At 33.1% G+C, this 18,733-nt stretch carries 22 protein-coding genes; 9 read left to right on the plus strand and 13 right to left on the minus strand.

The features are described 5' to 3' along the window. Window positions 1-27: 27 nt before the first annotated feature. From hutI to AC3ASS_RS06930, 3 genes are all read left to right on the plus strand, one after another. Window positions 28-1,296 carry an imidazolonepropionase gene (hutI, locus tag AC3ASS_RS06920; RefSeq protein ID WP_488282783.1) on the plus strand — a complete coding sequence of 423 codons (1,269 nt, stop codon included), beginning with the start codon at window positions 28-30 and terminating at the stop codon, window positions 1,294-1,296. After that, window positions 1,283-2,224 carry a formimidoylglutamase gene (gene hutG, locus AC3ASS_RS06925; RefSeq protein WP_488282784.1) on the plus strand — a complete coding sequence of 314 codons (942 nt, stop codon included), beginning with the start codon at window positions 1,283-1,285 and terminating at the stop codon, window positions 2,222-2,224. Before hutI ends, hutG begins: the two co-directional genes overlap by 14 nt. Before the next feature lie 109 nt (window positions 2,225-2,333). Next, window positions 2,334-2,489, plus strand: a complete 156-nt coding sequence (locus AC3ASS_RS06930; RefSeq protein WP_488282802.1) for a hypothetical protein — start codon at window positions 2,334-2,336, stop codon at window positions 2,487-2,489. Between the two features lie 33 nt (window positions 2,490-2,522). Here AC3ASS_RS06930 and AC3ASS_RS06935 read toward each other — a convergent pair whose 3' ends face one another. Next, window positions 2,523-2,888 carry a YuzC family spore coat inner layer protein gene (locus AC3ASS_RS06935; protein ID WP_488282785.1) on the minus strand — a complete coding sequence of 122 codons (366 nt, stop codon included), beginning with the start codon at window positions 2,886-2,888 and terminating at the stop codon, window positions 2,523-2,525. Window positions 2,889-2,980: 92 nt separating this feature from the next. Here AC3ASS_RS06935 and AC3ASS_RS06940 point away from each other — a divergent pair, with 92 nt between their 5' ends. Further along, the gene (locus tag AC3ASS_RS06940) at window positions 2,981-3,358 is read left to right on the plus strand and encodes a PaaI family thioesterase (RefSeq protein ID WP_488282786.1); all 378 of its coding nucleotides are present in this window, start codon (window positions 2,981-2,983) and stop codon (window positions 3,356-3,358) included. Between the two features lie 367 nt (window positions 3,359-3,725). On the opposite strand, the gene mnhG is transcribed toward AC3ASS_RS06940, so the two are convergent. Genes mnhG through AC3ASS_RS06975 form a run of 7 tightly spaced genes read right to left on the minus strand, consistent with a single transcriptional unit; the run spans window position 3,726 to window position 9,468 of the window. Beyond that, window positions 3,726-4,082 carry a monovalent cation/H(+) antiporter subunit G gene (gene mnhG / locus AC3ASS_RS06945; RefSeq protein WP_488282803.1) on the minus strand — a complete coding sequence of 119 codons (357 nt, stop codon included), beginning with the start codon at window positions 4,080-4,082 and terminating at the stop codon, window positions 3,726-3,728. Next, a complete protein-coding gene (locus AC3ASS_RS06950) occupies window positions 4,066-4,350 on the minus strand; it encodes a Na(+)/H(+) antiporter subunit F1 (RefSeq protein WP_488282787.1) in 285 nt (94 codons plus the stop codon). The genes mnhG and AC3ASS_RS06950 overlap by 17 nt, the downstream gene beginning before the upstream one ends. Continuing rightward, window positions 4,350-4,826, minus strand: coding sequence for a Na+/H+ antiporter subunit E (locus tag AC3ASS_RS06955; RefSeq protein ID WP_488282788.1), 477 nt, complete (start codon window positions 4,824-4,826; stop codon window positions 4,350-4,352). Before AC3ASS_RS06955 ends, AC3ASS_RS06950 begins: the two co-directional genes overlap by 1 nt. A gap of 5 nt (window positions 4,827-4,831) precedes the next feature. Beyond that, window positions 4,832-6,313: a Na+/H+ antiporter subunit D gene (locus tag AC3ASS_RS06960; protein WP_488282789.1), complete on the minus strand. Its 1,482-nt coding sequence runs from the start codon at window positions 6,311-6,313 to the stop codon at window positions 4,832-4,834. Beyond that, entirely contained in the window at window positions 6,306-6,647 is a 342-nt protein-coding gene (locus tag AC3ASS_RS06965; protein WP_488282790.1) for a Na(+)/H(+) antiporter subunit C, read from the minus strand. Before AC3ASS_RS06965 ends, AC3ASS_RS06960 begins: the two co-directional genes overlap by 8 nt. Next, window positions 6,647-7,069: a Na(+)/H(+) antiporter subunit B gene (locus AC3ASS_RS06970; protein ID WP_488282791.1), complete on the minus strand. Its 423-nt coding sequence runs from the start codon at window positions 7,067-7,069 to the stop codon at window positions 6,647-6,649. The genes AC3ASS_RS06965 and AC3ASS_RS06970 overlap by 1 nt, the downstream gene beginning before the upstream one ends. Continuing rightward, window positions 7,066-9,468, minus strand: a complete 2,403-nt coding sequence (locus tag AC3ASS_RS06975) for a Na+/H+ antiporter subunit A (protein WP_488282792.1) — start codon at window positions 9,466-9,468, stop codon at window positions 7,066-7,068. The genes AC3ASS_RS06970 and AC3ASS_RS06975 overlap by 4 nt, the downstream gene beginning before the upstream one ends. Window positions 9,469-9,754: 286 nt before the next feature. Between AC3ASS_RS06975 and AC3ASS_RS06980 the strand changes: the two genes are divergently transcribed. Both AC3ASS_RS06980 and AC3ASS_RS06985 read left to right on the plus strand, forming a co-directional pair. After that, window positions 9,755-9,988 (plus strand): hypothetical protein, encoded by a 234-nt coding sequence (locus AC3ASS_RS06980; RefSeq protein WP_488282793.1) that lies wholly within the window; start codon window positions 9,755-9,757, stop codon window positions 9,986-9,988. Window positions 9,989-10,100: 112 nt separating this feature from the next. After that, entirely contained in the window at window positions 10,101-10,667 is a 567-nt protein-coding gene (locus tag AC3ASS_RS06985; RefSeq protein ID WP_488282794.1) for a DUF5366 family protein, read from the plus strand. A gap of 35 nt (window positions 10,668-10,702) precedes the next feature. Here AC3ASS_RS06985 and AC3ASS_RS06990 read toward each other — a convergent pair whose 3' ends face one another. From AC3ASS_RS06990 to kapB, 3 genes are all read right to left on the minus strand, one after another. Further along, entirely contained in the window at window positions 10,703-12,520 is a 1,818-nt protein-coding gene (locus tag AC3ASS_RS06990; RefSeq protein WP_488282795.1) for a transglycosylase domain-containing protein, read from the minus strand. Window positions 12,521-12,542: 22 nt separating this feature from the next. Next, a complete protein-coding gene (locus AC3ASS_RS06995; RefSeq protein ID WP_488282804.1) occupies window positions 12,543-13,790 on the minus strand; it encodes an MFS transporter in 1,248 nt (415 codons plus the stop codon). Window positions 13,791-13,973: 183 nt separating this feature from the next. Next, window positions 13,974-14,354 (minus strand): kinase-associated lipoprotein KapB, encoded by a 381-nt coding sequence (gene kapB, locus AC3ASS_RS07000; RefSeq protein ID WP_488282796.1) that lies wholly within the window; start codon window positions 14,352-14,354, stop codon window positions 13,974-13,976. Window positions 14,355-14,551: 197 nt separating this feature from the next. On the opposite strand from kapB, the gene AC3ASS_RS07005 reads away from it, so the two are divergent. Further along, entirely contained in the window at window positions 14,552-15,148 is a 597-nt protein-coding gene (locus AC3ASS_RS07005) for a peptidylprolyl isomerase (RefSeq protein ID WP_488282805.1), read from the plus strand. A gap of 93 nt (window positions 15,149-15,241) precedes the next feature. Continuing rightward, window positions 15,242-15,448, plus strand: coding sequence for a hypothetical protein (locus AC3ASS_RS07010; protein WP_488282797.1), 207 nt, complete (start codon window positions 15,242-15,244; stop codon window positions 15,446-15,448). Window positions 15,449-15,503: 55 nt separating this feature from the next. Here the strand turns inward: AC3ASS_RS07010 and AC3ASS_RS07015 are convergent, their stop codons facing one another. Further along, window positions 15,504-16,670 (minus strand): MalY/PatB family protein, encoded by a 1,167-nt coding sequence (locus AC3ASS_RS07015; RefSeq protein ID WP_488282798.1) that lies wholly within the window; start codon window positions 16,668-16,670, stop codon window positions 15,504-15,506. Between the two features lie 210 nt (window positions 16,671-16,880). Next, window positions 16,881-17,723: an alpha/beta fold hydrolase gene (locus AC3ASS_RS07020; protein ID WP_488282799.1), complete on the minus strand. Its 843-nt coding sequence runs from the start codon at window positions 17,721-17,723 to the stop codon at window positions 16,881-16,883. 503 nt (window positions 17,724-18,226) lie between these two features. Here AC3ASS_RS07020 and AC3ASS_RS07025 point away from each other — a divergent pair. Next, a partial coding sequence (locus AC3ASS_RS07025; RefSeq protein WP_488282800.1) for a UPF0236 family transposase-like protein occupies window positions 18,227-18,733 on the plus strand: 507 nt, incomplete at its 3' end.

Raw genomic sequence — 18,733 nt, forward strand, 5'->3', positions numbered from 1 at the left:
AATAGGGCCTTTTTACGGAGGTGCATTATGCATAAATATCAAATTATAATTCGTAATATTGGCCAATTGTTGACAATGGATGACCATGATGGTCCGGTAAAAGGGAATCAAATGAGTCAGTTAACAGTTTATACAAATCAAGCCATAGCTATAGATGAAGGAATTGTAAAATGGATTGGTCCACATGAAGAATCTTTACAATTTGAAGCAGAAAAAATTATTGACGCCAAAGGAAGATTAGTAACACCTGGATTAGTAGATCCGCATACCCATTTAGTTTTTGGAGGATCAAGAGAGCATGAACTATCTCTTAAAATTCAAGGAGTCCCATATTTGGAAATATTGAAACAAGGTGGAGGAATATTATCAACAGTTCAAGCAACAAAGCAAGCGAGTGAAGAAGAACTTTATCAGAAAGCTAAATTCCATTTAAATCGAATGCTTGCTTTCGGAGTAACTACTGTTGAAGCGAAAAGTGGATATGGATTGGATGAAGAAACGGAGTTAAAACAACTTAATGTCATTGATAAATTAAATAAAACGCATGTAGTCGATATTGTTTCAACATTTTTAGGAGCTCATGCGCTTCCAATGGAATATAAAAATTCTCCGGAAGAGTTTCTTGATCGAATGATTAAACTGCTACCGATTGTGAAAGAAAAGAAACTCGCGGAATTCGTAGATATATTCTGTGAAACAGGAGTTTTTTCTGTTGAACAATCGAGAAAATACCTATTAACAGCGAAAAAAATGGGATTTGATGTAAAAATCCATGCTGATGAAATCGATCCATTAGGAGGAACGGAATTAGCTGCAGAGTTGGGAGCTGTGAGTGGTGATCATCTCGTTGGTGCATCTGATGAAGGGATTCAAGCTTTGGCTAATTCAAATACAATCGCTGTCTTACTTCCGGGCACAACATTTTATTTAGGAAAAGAGCAATATGCGCGTGCAAGAGAAATCATTAATCAAGGAGTGGCGGTGGCTTTATCAACGGATTTCAATCCAGGAAGTTCCCCAACTGAAAATTTACAGCTAATAATGAACATTGCTGCATTGAAATTAAAGATGACACCAGAAGAAATTTGGCATGCCGTAACAGTTAATGCTGCATACGCCATTAATCGAGGTGATTCAGCAGGGAAGATTCAAGTTGGTAAAAATGCTGACATTGTTATATGGGATGCTCCGAATTACCAATATATTCCGTACCATTATGGAGTGAATCATGTAAATAAAGTATTGAAAAAAGGGCAGATCGTGGTAGAAAGGAACGAAGAATATGCCATTTATTAAAAAACCTGGCCAAGCAATATTCCGAGATCGTTATATCACAAAAGCAAATGAATTATTCTCGGAATGGAATGAAGAAAAACACATTGATATCGGCTTTATTGGTGTACCTTTATCAAAGTCTTCTATCAGTCATTCTGGTGCATCGATGGCACCGACATCCATTCGAAAAGCATTTTCAAGTTTTTCAACTTTCTCAATAGAATCCGAAAGGGAATTGAACGATAGAAGAATTTACGACTTTGGAGACGTCTACATGCATCCAACAGACATAATAACTTCTCAATCAAGGATAAAAGATGCAATTGCTTTTTCTTTAAAGAAAGCAGAAGCTAATTTATGGATTATTTTAGGAGGAGATCATTCAATTAGTTTTCCTTCTATCCAAGCATTCCAAGAAAAATTCGGAGAAATTGGGGTCATCCAATTTGATGCCCATCATGATTTGAGAAATTTAGACGATGGTGGACCTACGAATGGGACTCCCTTTCGAAGTCTCATACAATCGAATACATTAAAAGGAAATCATTTAGTTCAAATCGGTATACGTGATTTTGCGAATGGAAAGGAATACTATCGTTATGGAAAGGAAAATGGGGTTACTATTTATTCGATGAAAGATGTGCGGGAAAAAGGAATCAAACAAATTATTCAAGATAGCATCAATATGTTATTAACAAGAGTTCAAACCATCTATGTTTCATTAGACATGGATGTTGTGGATCAAGCATTTGCTCCTGGATGCCCAGCCATAGGACCAGGTGGAATGACTAGTGATATGTTATTAGATGCTATGCGAACACTTAGTCAATATGATTGTATTAAAGCTCTAGATGTCGTTGAAATTGATCCATTTGTCGATATCCGTGACATGACGAGTAAGCTTGCTGCATATTCCATTTTAACATTTCTAAATGGAATGAAATTTTAATATCAATTATTTTCTGATACAATTGCCCACGCCAACAGGATACAAAATGCATACAAGTATTGTAGGCAAACAGCCAATACTTTGAAGGAGGTATCCTGTCTTGCACGATATGAGAATTTGGAGAAGAAGACCGTTTTTCTTTGGCGGTGCACCTTTCGTTGGTGGATTGCTAGGTGGATTAGTGGGCAGTGCATTATTCTGGCCAAGACCATACCCATATTATTATGGATATCCTTATCCATATTATCCACCTTTTTATTGGTAATGATATTGAGCTCTCCTATTAGGGGGAGCTATTTTATATTCTCCAGCGAACAGCAATGTCAAGTTTACAACATTCCATATTATTTTCGACACCTTGAAAAGCCAAGTGTAAACCATCCGGATTATAAGTTACTAGAGGAATGTTTTTGATGCCAACATGTTTAATTAATTCATTTACTTCTTCATTCTTTGATAATTGAGCAAAAGTCATTAATTGCTGAGCAAATTGTGGTTGTGATGAGATTTGCCTTACAATTTTTAATGCGTCTTGCAACATGCTTTCCATTAGTTTGGCAGAAGTTTTTAGGAGTGAAGGATTTACCGGGGGAAACTCTCTAATATAAGAGTTTGTAACAAAATATGGATAGTATGGAACATTAAAGGTGTAAAACGCATACATAGAAAAAACCTCCAACTTAATTGTATAATTTACCATATAGTATTCATCATTGTTACGTATACGTGATTCTTTATTGATAAAGGGGGATAAATATGAGTGGAACATTAATGGATGCACTTGGAATTGAATTAATTACGATTGAAGAAGGCTATGTATTAGCCAAAATGCCTGTGGATGAAAGAACAAGACAACCTTTAGGATATTTACACGGTGGTGCTTCTGTGGCATTAGCAGAAACAGTTGCTAGTGTTGGAGCTTTTCATCTCATTGATGCTAATAAAGAAATATGTTTTGGTTTAGAGATTAACGCCAATCATATTAAATCTAAACGAGAAGGTCACGTATTTGCTACTGGGAAAATATTACATAGAGGAAAATCAACGATGGTTTGGGATATTAAAATAACCGATGAAGATGAGAATCTTATATCTGTGTCACGATGTACGATTGCAGTTGTGCCAAAAAAATAAAATTGAATACCTTCCAAAGATAGAGCTAGATTTGTTATGTTCCCTTATAGGTAGACAGAAATAATAAAAATTCTGTCTATTATAGGGGGATTTTTCTATTATGGAACAATTATAAGAATTATGTTGTAACAATCAAAAAATAGACTGGTATATGTATAAGATATAAAAAGTAAATGTTTCATCGATACTTTTTCCATACAGGTAAAAAAATATAGTAATAAACATACGATATTATAATCATAAACAGTTCAAGGAAAGTAAATTACCTGAGCCCCTGCGAATAGAGGGCTCAGGCAGCATAATATGAACTATTTTTTGTCTAGATGACAGGAATCAGTTCGACTTGGGGGTTCTTATTTTTAAATCACTATTCTTTTTCTTGAAGTTTTTGTTTAAATTTTAAATCATCTCTTACACTTTTATCCCATAACTTTACTCCAGAATAATATGCAGCCCTACTTAATAAATGACCAGCTACAGGAGAAGTTAATAAGATGAAAACAATCCCTAATATAATTCTAGAATTAAAATGACCAAATTCTAAATAAAAATAGATAAACGTCCCCAATAAAATGCACATGACACCAAGGGTAGTACTTTTCGAAGCTGCGTGATTCCTCGTATAAACATCAGGAAGACGTAATACACCAAAAGCTGCAATGAAATTTAATAACGCTCCTATTCCAATTAGCAAGGCAACAATTATTTTAGCTATCTCTGTCACGCTCAATAATGACCCCCTTCTCTAAAAATTTGGCGAATGCAACGGTTCCAATAAATGCTAAAATTCCGATTAAAAGAATGACCTCTAAAAATGCACTCGTTTTTAAAATGATAGAAAGTATTGCAACGATGGAAATCAAATTGATACCAATTGCATCAAGTGCAATAACACGATCTGGTACAGACGGTCCTTTTATTACACGATAAATTAGCAATACCATTGAAATGGAGATGATTATTAATGCCATATGAAGGATTATATCCAACATTATTTGCTCACCTCCATAATGGCTCTCTCAAAAGATTGTTTAATACTTGTAATGGATTCTTGAACATCAGGAACATCCATCGCATGAATATATAACACTTTTTGGTCGTCGGAAACATCAACAACTAATGTCCCCGGAGTTAACGTTATTAAATTTGCTAACAATGTAATCTCCCAATCCTTTTTTAATTCTGTCGGGAGGGCAAAAATTCCAGGTTGCATATCTAATTTTGGTTTTATAACTGTTTTTAAGACCGCAATGTTTGACAACACTAACTCTTTTAAGAAAAGTAAGATGAGATTAATAATCGCTATCACTCTCAATAAGTAAAATCTTTCAGTAAAAAATCTTCTCATTAAGAAAAGGATGAATAATCCTAAAATATATCCAACAACGAAAGTTATAGGGTCATAGGAAACTTGTAAAAACATCCAAGTCAATGCTAGTACAAAATTTAATAATATTTGAAATGCCATTGTCATTACTCCTTTAATACGGCTTCAATATATATTTGGGGATTGGTTAATACTTCGACAGCCTGTGATATATATGGTTGTAAAAATTCAATCGATAATCCAAATGCAACGGATAAACCAATGAGTATACCAGCAGGTACAAGAAGTCCTTTGTATGGAACTTTTTCTTCTCCTTCATAAGCTTTAGGAGTTCCCCAAAAGCCGTTGATAAATATTTTCATGACTGAAAAGAGAACCAGTAAACTGGAAAATAGAACAACTAGCGACCCAAAATAACTTTCAGCTTCAAATCCGCCTCTAATAATGAACAGTTTTCCAACAAAACCACTTAATGGCGGAATTCCAGCTAATGAAATGGAGGCAATAAAGAAACTCCAAGCTAGACCAGGGTAATTTTTAATTAACCCACTTATATTCCTTAGATTGCTTGTATTAGTAATGGAAATCATGATTCCAATTAAAAGAAATAATGCAGCTTTAATCAGCATGTCATGGATTAAGTAATAAACTGACCCCTCTAACGATGTTTTGCTCATGATCGAGACACCGAAAGTTATAACACCTATTGCGGTTATGATATTATAAATGACAATTTTTTTTACGTCCCAATATGCAATGGAACCAATAACACCAGCAATAATTGTAATGATTGAAAGTATTAATAATAACTCGTGCATAAACGAGGTGTCGTGATAGAAAAGTAAAGTAAAACTTCTGATAATGGAGTAAACTCCCACTTTTGTTAACAAAGCTCCGAAAAGTGCCAAAACAGGAATAGGTGGAGCATAATAAGAGCCTGGCAACCAAAAATATAATGGGAATATTGCCCCTTTAAGGCCGAAAACAATTAAAAATAAGACTGCTATGACTGAAATAATCCCTGGTTGACCTAGTTCGGCAACTCTTAATGAAATATGTGCCATATTTAACGTTCCAACAACGGAATATAAATAAGCAACGGCAATAACAAACAAAGCTGAAGAAATGATATTGACCGTTAAATATTTAATTGATTCCCTCAATTGAACATGTTTCCCACCTAAAACTAATAAACAATAAGATGACATTAACATAACCTCAAAAAAGACAAAAAGGTTGAAAATGTCCCCTGTACTAAAGGCACCTATGACACCAACTATTAAGAACTGGAACAGAGGATAATAATAAAATTTTTCTCTTTCTTCCCCAATCGACCGAAAGGAATAGAGTAAGCATACGAATGCTATTATGCTTGTAGTAAGTACTAATAAAGCAGATAGCATGTCAGAAACGAGTGTAATTCCAAATGGGGCTTCCCAGCTACTTATATCTAGGGATTGAATGCCATCGGTTCGTATCTTTTGTACTAATAAAATTGAAACTAACAGTAAAGCAAGAGTTGAAATGGCTGAAATCCATCTTTGTAAAACAATTTGTTTTGAAAAGAAAATTAGGATAACAGCTGTAAACAAAGGAATTAATATAGGCAAAATAATTAAATTAGTCATTTCCTTCTGTACCTCTCATTCTATCCATATTGTCTGTTCCTAGCTCTTGGTAGGCACGATAGGCGAGAACGAGAAAGAAGGAGGTGACACCAAAACTAATTACGATAGCAGTTAAAATTAATGCTTGAGGAAGCGGATCCGTATAATTTGAAGCATTTTCACCTAGAAGGGGAGCCGCTCCTTTTTTTAGCCCGCCCATTGTTAAAATTAATAAATGGGCTCCATGACTTAATAAACCTGTCCCAATAATAATGCGAAGTAAACTTTTGGACATCATTAAATAAGTTGCACATGTAAATAAAATACCGATTACTACTGCCATTAATATCTCCATTATTCACTCTCCCCTATCGTTTGAATAATGGTCATTGTTACGCCGATAACGACCAAATATACACCAGTATCAAATAATACAGCGGTATGCAATGAAGTTTTACCCAACAAAGGTAATTCAAAATAATCGAATGCATGTGTTAAAAACGGAACATCGAAAAAAAGTGCTCCTGCTGCTGTTCCTACAGCGAATAGCAAGCCAATTGCAATAATGATCCGATAATTAATTGGTAAGATGGAAGCAACTGTCTTTATGTCGTAAGTTAAAAGCAATAGCACAATAGCTCCAGAGGTGATGAGCCCTCCGATAAATCCTCCACCAGGATAATAATGACCAGCAAAAAACAAATGAATGGAGAAAAGAATGATGATAAATGTAGCTACTTTACTTACAGTTTTAAGAATGACGTCATTATTTTTCATCTTTCTTTCCTCCTTTCTAATCGTAGTTTAATCATCCCATAAATACCTAAAGCCGCTAAAGCTAATACACATATTTCAAACAATGTATCGAATCCACGGAAGTCTACAAGAATGACGTTAACCATGTTTCCGCCACCAGCTTCTTTATACGTATTTTCAACATAATATTTGGAAATCGAATCAAACATTTTTGAGCTATGAGCGGATATGGCTATTAACGTAACTATGACACCGACTCCAATTGAGATAATTGCATTGTTTAGTTTAAATCTCATTCGTTCTTCACGTTTAAGCTTCGGTAAATGGTAAAAGCATAATAGGAATAAAGCTACAGACACTGTCTCAATGACTAATTGTGTTAAAGCTAAATCTGGAGCTCTAAATACGACGAAAAATAATGAAACTGTATATCCAACGGCACCGAGTGCAATGATGGATGTTAAACGAGATTTAGCAAAAAGAATAGTGATAGAACCAATAATTATTACGATTGCTAACAATAGCTCATAAATACCTATTGAAGAGCTATCAGCTATGTTAATGGTAAATGCTTCCTTCACCCAAAGTGAAAAAGCAAGTATTCCAATAAAGAAAATGAAAATATAAACGAGGTATGTTCGAATAAAACCTGTCATATATTTTTTAGTTATTCTAAACGAACCTTTGTCTAATAAAGATAACATATGATCATAAAAATTATTAAACGACAATGATTCAGGGAATATACCGTATATCGATCTCCATTTTGCCTCTGTTCTGTAAAGGATTACGCCAAATATGATAACACCAATTGTCATATATAATTCTGGGTTTACCCCATGCCAAAAGGAAATTTCAACTTCATAACGCTGCAATTCATTTAATAATGAAGGCAAAATGTTAGTGGTTACTGGTTCAATAATTGTTTTCGAAAGAATATTTGGAAATAAGCCAAATACAACGACTAGTGAAACAAGAACGATTGGTGAAATTAACATACCAATAGGTGCTTCATGTGGCTTTTTCTCTAATTTTTCTGGCTTGTATTTTCCGGTAAAGGTCTTAAAGACAATAATCATGCTGTATATAAATGTAAATACACTAGCAATCCATGCTAAGATTGGAAACAGTATTCCCCATGTATCTAAATGGTATAAATCCATTTGTAAAAAGCGAAGCATCCCTGTAAAAAACATTTCTTTACTTAAAAATCCATTAAATGGCGGTAAACCTGCCATGGAAAATGCCCCAATAACTGCAATTGTAAACGTAATTGGCATAAAGGTCATTAATCCGCCTAGCTTCCGGATATCTCTTGTCCCAGTTTCATGGTCAACAATCCCAACAACCATAAACAAACTACCTTTAAAGGTTGCATGGTTAATCAAATGAAAAACAGCAGCTACAGTAGAAACAATATAAATGTTCTCTGATAAAAACTCATAGTGTAATGCAGCAGCGCCAGCGCCTAATAATGACATAATGAGCCCGAGTTGACTAACAGTGGAAAATGCTAATATTCCTTTTAAATCTGTTTGTTTCACTGCATTAAAAGATCCCCAAAATAGCGTAAAAATTCCTACTAGTGAAACCAACCATAACCAAACAGAAGAAATAGCAAATATCGGACTTAATCTAGCCACTAAGTAAATTCCTGCTTTAACCATTGTTGCAGAGTGTAAGTATGCACTGACAGGTGTAGGCGCTTCCATTGCATCAGGTAACCAAATGTGGAATGGGAATTGTGCTGACTTAGTGAATGCTCCCAGTAAAAATAGGATCATGGTCGGAATAAATAAATCGTGTTTGGCAATGTTCCCTAAGTTAGACGTAATTTCTGTAATATTAAAGGTACCTGTCATTAAGTAAAGGAATATAATTCCTCCAAGCATTGATAAACCACCAAATACGGTGATTAGCATGGATTTTTGGGCACCATTTCTTGATTTTTCCCGATCGTACCAATAACCGATGAGGAAAAATGAAGAAAAACTAGTAAATTCCCAAAACATATAAAGAACAATTAAGTTATCGGAAAGTACAACGCCAAGCATTGCTCCCATAAAAAGGAGTAAATAGACGTAAAAAGTATTTAATTGTTCCTTGTCTTTAGCTAAATAATAAATCGAATATAATACAACTAATGCGCCAATTCCGGTAATGAGTAACGCAAAAAGTAATCCTAGTCCATCAACTTTGACATTGAAATCTATGCCAAAAGAAGGAATCCAACTGTAGGATCGATAAATGAAATTTCCGTTTTGAATTTCAGGTAAGTATTGAAGAAAGTATGTAAATAAAAGAATGGGAAGAAAGAGGACAAACCATCCTGTATGTATATTTCGAAAATATTTATAAAAAAATGGAACTATGATTGCTAGTAGAAACGGTGCAAGTATCGCTAAATGTAATAGTGACAATGTTATCCTCCTTTACATTCAAATCCTAAATTATACTTCTTTTCCTATTATCAAAATAATTTTTAAATAGGGTGATTTATATAACTCAAAAAAATTATAACGTAAAACTTATGACATTGCATGTGTAACCTTATAAAATCATAAGTTTCCATATTTATCTAATAGGTTGCATAAGTAACTTTCGAATTTTTTCTTTATATGTATAAATTACACGATTTGGCTCAAAATATTTATTAAATCTTCTACATGAAGAGTGACTGATAGTATTTTGGCAGGTGATCCAATCGTGATAAGAAAGTGGATTGTTTGTATATGTATTTTTGCCACATTTATTGCAACAGGTTGGTATGTAAACGAAACGATTGAAAAATCAAGCAATCCCATTGTAGCTAATCGAAATACGAGTTTACTCCCACTTTCAACAGAAGTTGAATATACTGAATTCGCACCTGCATTTAAACCTAGACAATATGTACGAATATCACAATATTTAACTGAAAATGCTTCCACTCGAAAATAATTAAATGCAGTCAGCTATTTCGCTGATTGCTTTTTTTATGGAAAAATTTTGATTGAATACATCTATGAAATCATTGATAATCAATATAGGCTATAAAGAGGGAGATTCATCAATGAAAAATACGTATTATATTGGTTATTTTCCTTTAGTATCAATCTTTTTATTTAGTTTGTCATTTGCTATTTTTGCTCAAATGAAAATAATAAAAATCCTCCAATGGCTTGGATTATATGATGGAATCTTGTCTGTATTCGAGGAAAAAGAAGTCAAATTGACTTTATTAATTATCTTGATAATGTTCTTTATTATGTTGTTTTCCGCTTTAAAGTTATTTGCCCAAACGGTAAATGAGGTCTCTTTATTGTTTTTTTCAAATGACCGGGAAGGGGATGTATTAAAAAATATTCGTCCAGGAAGTGTTATATTTTTCTTTGGCGGAATGGTATCAATTTTTTCTTTTTTTAATATTAAGGGACTATTATTAACATTATTAATTAGTACGGTTGTTTACTTTATTTATTTTGTTTACAAAATAAGTGATACCTTAACGATCGGTGGGATCGTTGGAGTAATCTTTTTTCAAGTTTTTACATGGGGAGTATGTAGTGTTATCATTATTTACAGTTTACTAAAATGGTATAATATACTATTAAATAGTTTTCAAATTCCTTCTACATAAAAAGACCTGCGTTCATGTTTTTGAACGCAGGTTTTCTATTCTTGTAAGATTTCTTTCCAAATTTGCATATGAATGGCTTGATTTGAAAGGTGATCCATACTTTTCGGCTGGTCATAACCGATCCAAATCCCTGCCGTATAATTTTTTGTATAACCGACAAACCAAAGGTCTTTAAAATCATCAGATGTACCAGTTTTTCCACCAATCACAACCGTTGGGAAATATGCTGAACGACCTGTTCCGTTTATAACCGTATCATGGAGAAATGATCGCATGATTTTAATCGTTTGTTCATTCCAGACTTGTACATGTTTTTGGTTCCATTCTAAAATTGTATTTCCGTTCGCATCTGTAACTTTTTTGATTGTCTTTGGATTTTTATAAATCCCTTTTGTAGAGAAAACAGTATATGCTTTCGTTAATTCCAATGGAGATAATCCGTATGTAAAACCTCCAATTGCTGCCGGTAATCGATAATCATCTTTCGTTATTTTTTCAAAATCAAACGCCTTTAAGTCATGAAAAGCATTATTAATTCCAACTTCATTTAATAAGCGAATTGCTGACGTATTGAGGGAATAAATAAAAGCTTCTCTCAAAGTAACCTTTCCATATTCATACCCTCCGTAATTTTTGGGACAATATGATTGAATGCAAATATTACTTGCGTCGACGAAAGAATGCATTTTTTCAGGATATCGTTCCAAAAATGGAGCGAAAACTAGAATAGGTTTTATAGCAGACGCAGGTTGTCGATAGGCTTGATAGGCGCGATGGAAATTTTGCCTTTCATAATTTTTCCCTCCAATAATGGCGGAAATTTCATTTTTCTCATGTTGAATTATAACAACTGCCCCTTCGATTGGTAATGGTTGTAAATGTTTTTGGACAGAAGCCTTTGCTTTTTTTTGAATATTTCGGTTTAACGAAGTATGGATGTTAACTCCTGAATTTAAAAGTTTGGTTAATTCCTTTTCTAATTGTTCATCTGTTAAGTGTTCGTTTCCTGGTTGATTTTGAATAAGATCTTTCAATTCCTTTAGAACATAATCGGCATAATCTGGATATAAATATTTCCTTTTTTTTATGTTTAATCGAATTGGTTCATGGATAATAGAATTAAATTCTTCTTTTGATATTTTCTTTACTTTTAATAAGTTTTTTAATAATTGTTGTTGACGTTTTTTTGTATTATCAAAATTAGTAAGTGGATCATACAAAGTAGGATTGTTAGGGATTGCTGCTAAAAAAGCCATTTCTGCTTTAGATAATTCCTCAGTATGTTTTTGAAAATAAAATTGACTAGCGGATTCAATCCCGTAAATTCCATGTTGAAAATAAATTGTGTTTATATATAACTCTAATAGTTGATCTTTTGAATAGTTTTTCTCTAATGAGAGAGTATAAATAATTTCATTCCATTTCCTTTCAAACGTTTTTTCGTTTGTTAAGTATAAATTTTTGGCTAATTGCTGGGTTATAGTACTACCACCTTGTTTAAGGTCTGATGATTTTGCATTGATGAGTGCTGCTCTAGTAATAGCAAGAAGATCGATTCCTTTATGTTGATAAAAATTCTGATCTTCATTAACAATTACTAAATCGAGAAAAAACTGAGGGATATCCTTCAATTTTTTATAAATACGGTTTTCATTTTGATAGATTTCCGCAAAAGGTTGACCATTGTTATCGAGTAAAAAGGATGTTTGAGACAAATGAATAACTGGTTGATTACTGGATAATTTTTCATATGCTTTTATAGCATTTTCGTATTCTTTAAGAGTCATAGAAATAAGCAAAGGAAATGAACTAATAAGTAACAATATAAATAAAAAACCGGTCAATTTTCTCAAAATGGTTCAGCCGTCCTTTAAATTACTTACTATGTGAGCGCGTATTTCCATGGAAAGAATGTTTCAATTTTGAATGTGTATTTTTTTCTTTTAAATTTTTCATACTCCACCATAATAATCCAAAAGCAATTATGAATAAAGAACTTGTAATATAAAATACTGCGGAAATACCAATAAAACCAGAAATCATCCCCCCAAATGAAGGACCGATAACGTTTCCTAAAAAACGAAAACTTGTATTATAACCTAAAACTTCTCCTTGAATCGATAGTGGAACTTCATTTCGGATATAAGCTGTTACACTAGGAGTAATTCCTCCAACTGCAATCCCAAGCAAAAATCTAAATAATATTAATTGCCATACTTCATTAACTAGTGCTTGAGGAATAAAGGCTATTGCAGAGGAAATTAATAAAATTTTTAAGACTTTCTCATAACCAATTGAATCGCCTAATTTCCCCCATTGTCTTGTAGCGAGCAAATTTCCAAAACCGGTTGCAGAAAAAGCAAAACCGGCTAAGAATGCCACATTCTCAGATCCGTTTAATTGATTTACATAGAGAGCCAAGAGTGGTTGAATACTAAAAATCCCGATTTGTACTAGTAGAGAAATAAGCATAATTGTCAATAAATCACGATTTGTAAATATATAGGATAGGACTTCTTTTCTACTGTATTGTTTCTCTTTAAGTTTCTTGTCAGTTCTTTTTTCCCTAATGGCAAATAGAACAATCATTGTTGCTATGGCAATAGAGATAGAAGTATAGATAAAAGTATATTGAAATCCAAACTTATCTGCCATCATTCCTCCAATAACCGGCCCAAAGAGACTTCCTGTTACATTACCAGTTTGCAATGTTCCTAATGTTTTCCCAGCAATTTCTTTAGGGGTTTGCGAAGAAATAAATGCAAGAGATGTTGGAATAAATCCTGTAACTGCACCCATAAACATTCGAAGAATAAATAATCCGATCACCGAATGCATAAATCCCATGAAAAATATCGATGTTGCTATACCGAAACCTGTAATAACGAGAATCTTCTTATAACCATATTTATCTGCAAACCTTCCCCAAATGGGTGACATTAAAAAAGCTGTTAAGAAAGTTATACCGAAAACGAAACCTGCCCATCGTTGTACATATTCGTCACTAAAGTCTCCCATCGTTTCAATATATAAAGAGAGAAAAGGCATAATCATCGTAGCACTGGCAGCAACTAAGAAATTGGCAAACCACATGATGATTAAATTTCTTTTATGAACTTGGATAGCAACCACCTTCTTGAAATATTTCGTTTTACTAAATATTAATTATAGCAGACTTTCAATAGGCATTAAATACGATGTCCGAAAATTACGAAGATAGAAATATTTTTTATCAAATTTTTTCTCTAGGACACGAAAATAAAAAAAGATACCTTTATCGAGGTATCTTCCTTTTTAGACGATCCATTATTTAAAGTACTCAGATTCTAATATTTGTAGTTTTTCTAAGCTTTTTTTCGCCCAATCTGAAGGGTCATTGTTCAATTCACTCTTCATGTTTTCAATAGACTTTTGCAAAGATTCTTTATAATCTGGTATAAGATCATTATATTTCTTCACCATTTTTCTAGGAATGTTCGCCTGTTCTCTATATGCCAGTGCTTTTCTCTCATGAAAAAAAGGAACATTTGCATCTTTTGGATGATGTAAATCTCCTTGCATCGGATGTTTTAAAACTGCTAATATTTTAACTAGGCAATGCGAAGGGGATGTGTTCGTAACTTCACCAATATAAGTCCCTGTTTTATAATGAGCGATAACTTTGTCGCTAATTTTAATGTCGTCCATGTATATCCCTCCATTCTATACTCTATTATTGCGAATATTGGGGAAAATAACAAAGATATTATTATTTTCAAAAAGTGGAAAATGGGAGAGGTACGTACATTATGAAAAAATGGAGTTTATTTGTTGCATTATTGTTGATTATTTTGGCGGGATGTTCTACTTCAGAGGATGCAAAAGATAGTAAAGGAGACGAATCAATGGAAAAATTATATCCGCAATTAGTAAAAGAAGCTCAAAAAAATGAAACAGTAGTTGAAATGGAAACATCACTAGGTATGATAACGATTAAATTATTTCCAGAATTAGCTCCAAAAGCTGTAGAAAACTTTGTTACTCATGCTAAAAATGGATATTATGATGGTTTAATCTTTCACCGAGTCATAAAAGATTTTATGATTCAAGGGGGAGATCCACTTGGGAATGGAACTGGAGGAGAAAGTATTTACGGCCAGCCTTTTGAAGATGAGTTTTCAGAAAAACTGTTTCATTTCCGCGGTGCGCTAAGTATGGCAAATTCTGGCCCAAATACTAACGGTAGTCAATTTTTTATAGTACAAAATACAAAAGTTAGTCAAGATATGATTAACCAAATGGAGCAAGCTGGATTTCCGAAAGAAGCGATTGATCATTATGAAGAAGTAGGTGGAACTCCATGGTTAGATTTTCGACACACAGTATTTGGACATGTCATTGATGGAATGGATGTTGTGGATAAAATAGCCTCTGTTGAAACCGGTCTAAATGATAAACCTTTAGAAGATGTTGTAATCAAAAAAATTACTGTAAAGGAATAAACATAGACAACGAATTGTCATCATTTTCATGGACGAACGGCAACAAATACATATATAATGGTACATGATTATGATATGAAAGGGCGTTCGTTTATGAATGCATGGATATTATCATTATTTTTATATTTCCCAGAAGATAAAACAGAATATATACCGGCAGCTATTTCTTTTTCAATCTTTTTCATTTTATGTATTTTAACATTTCGCTGGATTGTTAAAAAATCAAAAAAAGAAGAAGAAAAAGCTAAAGAGTTAGAAAATAAAATTATGGGAATGAAAGATAAAAGTGAAAACGAATAACGGCTTTGCTCAATAAAAATTTTGAGCTTAAGCCGTTTTTCTTTTCATAGTTAATTTAATTAGAAAATGCTTTTTTTAGTCTATGTAAGCCGTCAATTAACGTTTCTTCGTGACAACCGATATTCATCCGAACAAACCCTTCTCCTTCAACTCCATATTTTTTTCCAGCTTCTAATGCTAATTTTCCTTTTTCTACTAGAGCTTTTTGAATCTCTTGATCAGACATATTTAATGATCGACAATCAATCCATAGTAAATATGTACCTTCAGGCTCCTTTACATGAAGGAAAGGTAATTCATCTTTTATATATTTGATCGCTGTTTCGATATTATTTTTTAAATAGGATAATAAATTTTCTAACCATTGCTCACCGTATTCATAAGCAGCTTCCATTCCTATTAATCCAAATACATTTAAAGTGAAAAAACCAAGTTTTTTCTGAATCTCACTAATTTTACTTCTTATTTGTTGATTAGGTATGACCATCACAGAAGCTTGAAGTCCGGCAATATTAAAAGTTTTACTAGGTGCGTAACAAGTGATTGAAATTTCTTCGTATTTTTTATCTAAAGAAGCAATTGGAGTGTGTTTATGTGGAGAAAAGACAATATCAGCATGAATTTCATCTGAAACAATATAAACTCCATATTTTTCACATAGTTCGGCCATCATATTTAATTCTTCTTTTTTCCAAACTCTACCAACCGGATTGTGTGGATTACATAAAATGAATAGTTTTACATCTTCTTCTTTTAGCTTATTTTCAAAATCAACAAAATTAATCGAATAATAGCCATTCTCTTCAATTAAAGGATTAATAACCACTTTTCGATCATTATTTTTAATCATGTCGTAAAATGGTGTATATACAGGAGTTTGAATGAGAACACTGTCACCAACATTAGTTAATGCTTGAATTGCCATACTTATTGAAGGGACAACACCGTTGCTAGGTAGCATCCATGAAGGAGATACATCCCAACCATATCTTTTTCCAATCCAATCTCTTACAACTTTAAAAAGCCGATCAGATGGAAATGTATATCCGAAAATTCCATGATTTGCTCTGTCTAATATTTTCTCACGTACTTCTTTTGGTGCTAAAAAATCCATATCCGCGACCCACATTGGTAATAGGTCTTTTCTTCCATAAACTTTATCCATCATATCCCATTTCACTGAATTTGTTTGTTCACGTTTAATCTTTTGAAATTGATTCATACTTTCTCCTCCATTCCACCGAGAATCATTCTTTATTGATTATCATATACAAAAAATTATTAACTTTAAATAAATTCAGTTAATAATGAAAAAATATTACGATAGGATTATTTGTAGTAAAAATTCCTTCGTTGCATACTATTTCGTAGAGTAGTCAATCAAACTAAAAAATCAAAATGTTTTATTTTTACATAATAAAACACCCAGAAATTAACTGGATGTTATATTGCCTGATAAGACAAAATTTTTTATATGGTAATATGTGTCTTCAGGTTTTTCTTCTGGTACAAGGTGGCCAGTATTTTCTAATACAATTAATTTTGAATTTGGCAACTCTCTATGTAATCTTTCTCCAACTGTTATAGGAACAAACCGATCATGATCTCCCCATATTAGTAAACATGGTCTGTCAATGGTTTGAATAATTTTTGAAGGTAAGTCACCCTCCCGATCTCTTATCATTCGAGTGAGTGCTTTAAAGATTTCATCATCTTGGATAAATGGATGTAAATACCCATACATCATTTCATCATCAATAATGGAAGGATCATAAACAACTGCTTCTAAGTTTTTTCTTACACCAGAACGAATTAACCAAAACTTTACATATAGATAAAAAAAGGGAATATAGCTTGAAAGTTTTAAAAGAGTTTTAGACTTTTTTAAGTAGGCAGAACTACATATAAGAATGATTTTATCAAAAAGGGAAGGATTTAAATGAACCATATGCAATCCAATTTGTCCACCCATAGAATGTCCAACTAAAATCATATTTTTCAATCCTAAATCCAGTAATAACTCAATGACCGTTGATGAAATATTTTTATATGAATATGTAAAACGACTACATTTCCCGCTTTTACCGAATGGTGGAAAATCGATAGATATGACATGAAAATCGTTTACAAGTAGCGGGATGAGGCGACGAAAACTAAAGGTCGAAGATAAAAATCCGTGTATGAGGACAATCGTATGTTTGGCATGAGGACATGGGTAATGTTCATAATAAAGATCAATATTGTTGATGTTTTTAATATTTGTCATAACTTCCATACTTCTCCCTCGAAATTGAAAGTATAGTTTAATTATCTCCAGAATATTGTAGGTTATGTTCCTTTAAAGAAAAAAAGAGTTTTATTCTTCAAATAAAAAAAGGACAAACTTAATCGTTTGCCCAACTTCAAAAAGGGGGGAATACTAGAAAGCCTGTAAAAATATCCTTTCCAAAATTTGAAAAAACTATACATATTTTTATCTTAACAAGATAAAAAATGAATCTACTAATAGTGAAATTATGTTGGAATTATAAAAAAGCATTTTTTATTCTTACGTTATCTTCATTAGAATGTCTACATCTATAAAAAGTATGAGTAAAATTATTGTGGGCAAAATTTAACCCCCTCATTTGTTGAGGGAACGTTAGAACGCTCAACAAATGAGGGGGCCACCAAGCGAAAGCGCGATAGTTAATAAGCAAATAACATGAAAAAGAGGGTTACTCCTTGGTAGAATCTTAGTCAACCAAAACTAAATCACAAACAAAGGAGAAACCCCTCATGCAAAAGAATAACACAGTATATCCAAATTTAAAACAGATTGAGCAATTAGTTTGGAGGCAATTACAGGAAACCTTCTCAAAGGTCATGAAAACACTATTAGAGGACATGGACAAGCAGATTGCTGAAGAACGAAATAAAAAGCGTTATCGTCTACTCGATAAGCGTACTACCACTATTATCAGTCTTTTTGGCGAAATAAGGGTGAAACGGAACTACTACCGAGACAGGGAGAAAGGTGAATATGTCTATCTGCTTGATCGCTCTTTGGAATTCGAAGGGACCGGCTCCTTTAGTCCGCTAATAGAAGAAGCGGCACTAGAGCTTGCCATTACAGGGCCATCCTATCGAAAGGCAGAACACATGCTTGAAACACTTTTAGGATACCGAGTGATTAGTCACGAAGCTATACGTCAACACCTGTTACAGATTGAAAGTATCCCAAAAGAGCGACAGCCTGTAAACGATCCTGTCCTATTCGTGGAAGTGGACGGCCTATATGTGAAA

This window comes from Bacillus sp. JST-5 (genome assembly GCF_057747715.1).

Coding starts and splice junctions, on each gene's coding strand:
- kapB (WP_488282796.1), bottom strand. CDS start 14,354: ATGGACGACATTAAAATTAGCGACAAAGTTATCGCTCATTATAAAACA.
- AC3ASS_RS06985 (WP_488282794.1), top strand. CDS start 10,101: ATGAAAAATACGTATTATATTGGTTATTTTCCTTTAGTATCAATCTTT.
- hutI (WP_488282783.1), top strand. CDS start 28: ATGCATAAATATCAAATTATAATTCGTAATATTGGCCAATTGTTGACA.
- AC3ASS_RS07010 (WP_488282797.1), top strand. CDS start 15,242: ATGAATGCATGGATATTATCATTATTTTTATATTTCCCAGAAGATAAA.
- AC3ASS_RS06960 (WP_488282789.1), bottom strand. CDS start 6,313: ATGACTAATTTAATTATTTTGCCTATATTAATTCCTTTGTTTACAGCT.
- hutG (WP_488282784.1), top strand. CDS start 1,283: ATGCCATTTATTAAAAAACCTGGCCAAGCAATATTCCGAGATCGTTAT.
- AC3ASS_RS07005 (WP_488282805.1), top strand. CDS start 14,552: ATGGAAAAATTATATCCGCAATTAGTAAAAGAAGCTCAAAAAAATGAA.
- AC3ASS_RS06935 (WP_488282785.1), bottom strand. CDS start 2,888: ATGTATGCGTTTTACACCTTTAATGTTCCATACTATCCATATTTTGTT.
- AC3ASS_RS06940 (WP_488282786.1), top strand. CDS start 2,981: ATGAGTGGAACATTAATGGATGCACTTGGAATTGAATTAATTACGATT.
- AC3ASS_RS06930 (WP_488282802.1), top strand. CDS start 2,334: ATGAGAATTTGGAGAAGAAGACCGTTTTTCTTTGGCGGTGCACCTTTC.
- AC3ASS_RS06965 (WP_488282790.1), bottom strand. CDS start 6,647: ATGGAGATATTAATGGCAGTAGTAATCGGTATTTTATTTACATGTGCA.
- AC3ASS_RS06955 (WP_488282788.1), bottom strand. CDS start 4,826: ATGGCATTTCAAATATTATTAAATTTTGTACTAGCATTGACTTGGATG.
- AC3ASS_RS07015 (WP_488282798.1), bottom strand. CDS start 16,670: ATGAATCAATTTCAAAAGATTAAACGTGAACAAACAAATTCAGTGAAA.
- AC3ASS_RS07020 (WP_488282799.1), bottom strand. CDS start 17,723: ATGGAAGTTATGACAAATATTAAAAACATCAACAATATTGATCTTTAT.
- AC3ASS_RS06950 (WP_488282787.1), bottom strand. CDS start 4,350: ATGTTGGATATAATCCTTCATATGGCATTAATAATCATCTCCATTTCA.
- AC3ASS_RS06970 (WP_488282791.1), bottom strand. CDS start 7,069: ATGAAAAATAATGACGTCATTCTTAAAACTGTAAGTAAAGTAGCTACA.